Origin of the sequence: Stenotrophomonas sp. 2YAF22 (genome assembly GCF_052114665.1) — a bacterium.
Classification (GTDB): Bacteria; Pseudomonadota; Gammaproteobacteria; order Xanthomonadales; family Xanthomonadaceae; genus Stenotrophomonas; species Stenotrophomonas indicatrix.
The window spans coordinates 1-1,641 of record NZ_JBFRFE010000782.1; the positions used below are offsets into that span (position 1 = coordinate 1).

Annotated in this window: 2 protein-coding genes; both read left to right on the plus strand. The window is 69.3% G+C overall.

Annotation, left to right across the window (positions count from 1 at the left end; all coding sequences use genetic code 11):
• The coding region (locus AB4Y84_RS21075; protein WP_442250863.1) for an RNA polymerase sigma factor at positions 1-516 on the plus strand (516 nt) is incomplete at its 5' end.
• A gap of 69 nt (positions 517-585) precedes the next feature.
• Positions 586-1,566, plus strand: coding sequence for a FecR family protein (locus tag AB4Y84_RS21080; protein WP_442243685.1), 981 nt, complete (start codon positions 586-588; stop codon positions 1,564-1,566).
• Positions 1,567-1,641: the final 75 nt, after the last annotated feature.

Genomic DNA, 1,641 nt, shown 5'->3' on the forward strand with positions numbered 1-1,641 from the left:
GCTGGGGCGGTAGACCTGATGGACCATCTGCTGGGCGCGTACGACGAACTGAAGCGCCGCCTGGTGCGCAAGCTGGGCTCGGAAGAGCTGGCCGGCGACGCGCTGCAGGACACCTGGATGCGCCTGAGCACGCGTCGCGATCGCCTGGACCCGGTACAGAACCCAGCGGCGTACCTGCTGCGCATGGCGATGAACACCGTGATCGACCGCCAGCGCGCCGACCATCGCCTGCTGAGCCTGGAAGAAGTGGATACGTTGATGGACATGGCCGATCCCGGCCCGGGGCCGGCACAGGCGGCCGAGCAGGAGATGGCGCTGGAAGACATGGTCGGCCTGCTGCAGCGGATGCCCGAGCGCCGCCGCCGGATACTGCTGGCGATCCGCGTGGACGGCCTGCAGCAGCGCGATGTGGCCGAGCACCTGGGCGTGTCGTTGCGGCTGGTGCAGCGTGAGCTGAAAGCCGCACAGGATTACCTGGCCGAACGCAGCGGGCAGGGACGGCAGGTGCGGTTCTGAGGCACGGCATCCGTCTACACTTTGACGCCGAGCAGAACCCCGCAGCGTGCGGGGACGGCAAGAGCCCTCATGGACGCTGACGATCAACCGCACCGCCCGCTCGACGCCGTGGAGCGCCAGGCCCACGCGTGGGTGGTACGGTTGACCTCGGGCGAAGCCACTGCGGCCGATGCCAGGAAATTCCGCCAATGGTGCGAGGCCGATCCCGGCCATCGGCACGCCTTTGCGCGCGCGAAACGGCAATGGGAACAGGTACGCCTGGCCGGTGAGCAGCTGTCTGCCGCTGCGCGCCAGCCGCAGCCTGCAACCCCGGCACAACGCTGGAGCCGGCGCGCATTCCTGGGTGCGGCCGTGGCGGCACCTGCGAGCCTGGCCGTGGTGGCTGCGCTGCACCCGCCACTGGGCCTGTGGCCTTCGGTGACGGCGATGACCGCCGATTTCCATACCGGTACCGGCGAGCGGCTGCAGATTGCGCCGACGCCGCACCTAAAGATCGAACTGGATACGCAGAGCAGCCTGCGCCGGCGCAGTGATGCCCAGGGTGAAGGCTTCGAGCTGGTGCAGGGACAGGCGGCGATCGAGGCCGCTGCGGGAGCGCGCCTGGCGCTGTTCGCCGGGCCGGGTTGCCTGGTGGCCGACGAGGGCGCAGCACGCCTGGATGTGCGCAATACCGATGGCCAGGTGCGCGTGACCTGCCTGCGCGGCAGCGTGCGCATCGAGCATCCGCAAGGTCGCCTGCAGCTGCAGGCCGGCCAGCAGACGGTGTATGACGAGCGCCTCAGTGGTGTGGTGGCCGAAGCCGTGGCGGCCGAAGTCAGCGCCTGGACCGAAGGCATGCTGGTGTTCCGCCGCGCGCCACTGCGTGAGGTGGTGGCCGAGATCAACCGCTACCGGCGCGGCAAGGTGCTGCTGGGCGAATCCGCATTGGCGCGGGCGCCGGTCAGTGGTCGCTTCCGCATTGATGATCCGGATGCCGCACTGGAGCAGCTCGGGCAGACGCTGTCACTCGGCCTGCGTCGCTTTCCCGGTGGAATTGCCGTCTTGGGGTAAGACCCTGGCTGCGCGCGACGCGCACGCCCGCTGCATGCATGGAGAGGCCAAGGATGCGCAACGAGACCATCGGTG

Coding starts and splice junctions, on each gene's coding strand:
- AB4Y84_RS21080 (WP_442243685.1), top strand. CDS start 586: ATGGACGCTGACGATCAACCGCACCGCCCGCTCGACGCCGTGGAGCGC.